General features: G+C 34.6%; 3 protein-coding genes. All 3 read right to left on the bottom strand.

All coding sequences use genetic code 11. The annotated features are described in order from the left end of the window. Nucleotides 1-670: 670 nt before the first annotated feature. Nucleotides 671-1561 (bottom strand): dihydrodipicolinate synthase family protein, encoded by an 891-nt coding sequence (locus ACNF42_RS08445; RefSeq protein WP_443340330.1) that lies wholly within the window; start codon nt 1559-1561, stop codon nt 671-673. Between the two features lie 58 nt (nt 1562-1619). Then, nucleotides 1620-1868 carry a hypothetical protein gene (locus ACNF42_RS08440; RefSeq protein ID WP_443340329.1) on the bottom strand — a complete coding sequence of 83 codons (249 nt, stop codon included), beginning with the start codon at nt 1866-1868 and terminating at the stop codon, nt 1620-1622. A gap of 87 nt (nt 1869-1955) precedes the next feature. Beyond that, complete coding sequence (locus ACNF42_RS08435; protein ID WP_443340328.1) at nt 1956-4313, bottom strand: YncE family protein; 2358 nt, start codon at nt 4311-4313, stop codon at nt 1956-1958. Nucleotides 4314-4551 lie beyond the last annotated feature (238 nt).

The following is a 4551-nucleotide window of genomic DNA, read 5'->3' as shown; positions in this document are numbered from 1 at the left end:
TGAATGCATCCCAGTCAATGGCATTCTTAATGAATACCAATGGATCATTTATCTTCATTGAGTTGTATTTCTCCTTCAACGCATGATCAAGAAGGTCACTCATACTGCAACATGCGTGTTTCATGAATAAATGTTACGGTGTTTAATGAGGGGGTTATTAGAAATCATCATATATCTTTCCTTTTTGGGTTTTGAAGTGTGTACCTCTCACGAATCTTTGAGTATTATAAATTTAAGGTAAAAAAATAGCATAGCCAAATATCTTATCGACTGGAAACAGTAATATGCTCTAGAATATGCATATAATTGGAATAAGTCACATTCGTTCTCGTTATCAAAACCTACGAGTGCTTAACATATTTTCAGCTTTTATACTGTGTTATATTAATCTTTTTAATTGAACCATTTTTCCTAAGATCAGACAGATACACTTTTTACTTTTCCTTAATTCAGAGGATACTTAAATGTGTTCCTTATTTAGAATCCTATAATTTTTATGATCTTTTTTCTGAATTTCATTTGGATTTAACCACTTCACTTTTGATTTACCAGATTATTTCGGGTGTGTGTAAATTGAGAAAAATATACATTTCTTATATTCTGTATCCGCTCATTAATTTTTAAGTATATGCACCGCATAAATGGATATAGAAATCATATCTTATCAAGATCATTCTTCCAGTGTACGTGCTGCCATATTTATGACCTCGTTAATCTTTGGCTCAACAATCTTTTCCATTGTAGTGATTGGATCGGGGAGCTTTCCTTTTAGGTTATGCTTCTTATAGAACACTGCATATGTCATGGATGGAAATGGATACTCATTTACCATTCTGAAAAACTGGTTAAGTTGTTTCTGTGCCTTTATTGCCCTAGCTATATCTCCTTTTACATAGCTTAGATATACTTCAAGGGCCATTGGATTGATGTTTGTTGTTCCACAAACTCCACCGGTTGCCCCCATAATAAGAGATTGCAACAGAAGATCATCCTGACCCTGATATAATTTTACTTTTCCCGAGAAGTTAGAAGCAACCTCGTTAAAATATCTAATATCACCGGAGCTTTCCTTAATGGCTTCTACCTTACCGGTTGAATCCATGATGTTTGTGTATGTTTCAATATCCATTCTTGAATTGGTAAGCTGTGGTATGCTATATATGTATATTTTGCCATTAAATGAGTTACTAACCGCTTCGTAATGCCTTATCATCCAAGACTGCTCAGCTTTATTGTAATAGGTAGGCTGAAGTACAATCCTGGTAAAACCCAGATCCTCAGAAAACTTAGCCATCTCCACGGCCTCCTCAGTATTCTGAGAACCAACACCAACCATTATTTCAAAATCCATAGCCTCTTCTTGCATCATCTTTAGAAAGTTCTTTTTGGTTTCCAGCGTCATTAAATTGAAAAGTCCATTGCTTCCAAGTGGAAACAACTTAGTAACACCAAAAGATCTCATGTCATCCAAAAAAATTTTCAAATATTCCCTAGACGGCTTCTTTTCGCCATCAAAAGGTGTTATCATGGGACAAATTATATCGGCCTGTTCTTTCTTCATAATCTCTATATTACATCCAGCTTAAATAATCTTGATCCCATTGTTTTATTGTGGAAAATTAATTGTTTTCTCTTAGCATTTCTATTATCAAATCGTTTCCTTCTACCTTAAAATTGAGTATTCTGAGTTTGTTCTGATTGGCCAGAGATTCAAATATATTCATTTCGTATGGAAACTTATCTCTGCTTAGAAATATTCTAATTTCCTGCCCTGGATCTAACTCCATTTTTGTTGCCTTAAATGTACTTTTTAAATACATTAATGGATCTCCGCCACAGCTGATATAACGATAATCCTCCTCAATCATAGCATGGAATTACCATTATGAAAATTACACTTTCTATCAAAAGTCAAGAGAATGAAAAAAAGGGAAAATATTTGTGATTAATGATTATTATTTAAACTTGGTAAAATATACAAAAACAACTGAAATTATAAGAATGGCAATTACTGCAATTACTATAATTTCATAAGTTTGACTCTGATTATTTACTGAGTTTTGTTTTGAGAATGTTAAATCAATGCTTTTAGCATGGCCATCTACGTTTACAGTTCCCGAGGACGGAGTAATCTGATATCCCGATATTTTACCAATTGTGTATGAGTAAGATCCATTAGACTCTTGGAAAATTATGTTACTCCCAGTTGATGTTTCCTTTGTTCCATTAAGGATCACGAACCACGTTGTTCCTGCAGGCAATCCAGATTCTGTGAATGTGATATTATACTTCCCACTGATAGACGACACCGTACTATTAAAACCGCTTTGGTATCCTGACATGACTGAAATTCTTCCTGAAACAAAATGAGATTCGTAAAGATAACCACTTACATTGTCATAAGTAAGAATACTCGTAACTGGTTCTCCATAGGTGTAAACATTTGAACAATAGCTGTTATTTGTAAGATTTATTGATGAAACATACCCTATATCCTGAGAAGAACTACCATAACCAAGACTTGCAGCATATAGAACATTATTTTCCTCGTCATAAGCCATCGAATAATAATAAACCTGGAAAAGAGCATTCTTTGATGTGGTTCCATTAACTGGCAACACTAAAAATTTCTGATCGATACTGAAAATACCGGTATCATTTGAAATGTAAACCAAGTGATTTTCAGGATCATAAAGCAAATCGTTTATGCCTCCAAAGGGAATATTCTTGACCACTTCTCCGCTACCTATGACCGTTAGGTTATATGTTTCCGAATTGCTTTCATTTTCAACATATATGTAATTGTTAAAAGAATCGAAAACTATTGATCCCGGAGAACCCCCAATTGTAATGTTTTCTATATTTAAGTTCAACGTCGATAGGTTTATAATTTTCTCATAGAGAGGATCGGATATGTAGACATTGTTAGGACCACCTAGAGTCATGTGAACGTCAGTGGACGATGATACACCCAGATCCTTTACAGTCTGCAGGTCTTTGTTATTTATAATACCGAAATATTCTGACCCGTTGAATTCTCCAAGCACGTAAACTCTCCCATTGTAGGTGTTTACTGTGACGACCTGTGGGCAAAAGGTCAGATTGATATTACCTGTAATAAGACTCGTACTTCCGTTTATTACCCAGATGTTTTTGCTGAAAAGATTAGAGACATAAACGTATCCGTTATAGGGATTAAATGCTGTTGAATCCGGTTGAGCCCCCACGAATATCTCGCCGTAATTAGCCATATTGTAATCGATACTTATATTCATACTATCTTCGTTTATTGTATATGTTTTATCTCCTATGCTACATATGGAAACCGGTCCCACGCCTACTGTAAATTTACCCAAAGTGTTCATGTTATTGGATACATACACATGGTTTTCTCCCATGGAATAGACATAGCCATTATTAGGATTGAAATATACATACGTATCTGGTGTGGACACCGAACCTGAAATGTTACCAATTAGTTTGTTGGTGGAAGTATCTAGAACAGTCAAATTTGCTCCGTTGGAAATGTATATGTTACCGCTGCTGGTATCTAGTGCCATGGAATAAAAGAAGAGAGTATCATCTGATGTTATATTATACAGTTTCATAGTCGTTAAATTCAAAACTGTTATATTATCAGAGTTTGAAACGTAAACTCTGTTATTTAAATAATCGAACATCAGATAGGGCTGACCAAAACCTGCATTGGACATTGTTATATTCTTAAGGTAACTGGTTTCACTCGTTATGGGATTGACATCGATGAGACATAATTGATTTTCATAACTGCTTTTCAGTAAGACAATAATTTGATTTGTAAGATTGTCATAGGAAATACTTACTGGCTGGTTACCAGGTAGTGCATATGAGCTGCTCAGGATGTTGGAAGGAGAAATGGAACGCAAACCCGCACTGTCTATGAAATACATGCTCTTTTCTTCGGATGCATAAACCATTTGCACAATAGTGTTTCCTGATCCAACTGATAGGGTTTTGGTAACCTGCTTCTGAGATACGTTTATTATGGCGATATTATCATTGCCATAAGCATAAAGGTATCCATTGTTTGGGTTGTAGGATATGCTGTTTGAACCAAATAGGTCTGGGAATGTAAGATTTCCATTAAATAGCGTATTATTGTCAAGTGCCAAAGTCTTATCCACCTTAAAGACATCTTTTGGGTTCACAGCGAGAGAATTAGAATTTAAATGCTTTTCATCAATATGATTAGATTCGTTCCACAAAAATACAACTGATGAACTTAAAAGCAATGTTGCAATAAGCACTGCCAAAATAACCTTAATTTTAATCATTAGTATCTGGGTGGCATACACAGCAAATTTTTAAATCTTTCTATATATGTATGATTTAAGGATTATAATATAATTTAGTAATGAAGTTCTTACATAGCGTCCCAAATGTTGTGTATTTATAAAGGATACCTCCTTTGGAACATTTCCTTAATCTCATCAATGCATTTATAATATCCCCTCAATGATCTCATAGACCATTTATCATTTATCTCTGCTGCTCTCAGATAAATGATCTTCA

The organism is Cuniculiplasma thermophilum, assembly GCF_052315355.1.
Lineage (GTDB): Archaea > Thermoplasmatota > Thermoplasmata > Thermoplasmatales > Thermoplasmataceae > Cuniculiplasma.
Note: the sequence above shows the minus strand (reverse complement) of the source record. Positions and strands in the feature narration are given on the sequence as shown.

Excerpts from the sequence above, each read along its gene's own strand:
- ACNF42_RS08445 (WP_443340330.1), bottom strand. The coding sequence starts at position 1,561 with ATGAAGAAAGAACAGGCCGATATAATTTGTCCCATGATAACACCTTTT.
- ACNF42_RS08440 (WP_443340329.1), bottom strand. The coding sequence starts at position 1,868 with ATGATTGAGGAGGATTATCGTTATATCAGCTGTGGCGGAGATCCATTA.
- ACNF42_RS08435 (WP_443340328.1), bottom strand. The coding sequence starts at position 4,313 with ATGATTAAAATTAAGGTTATTTTGGCAGTGCTTATTGCAACATTGCTT.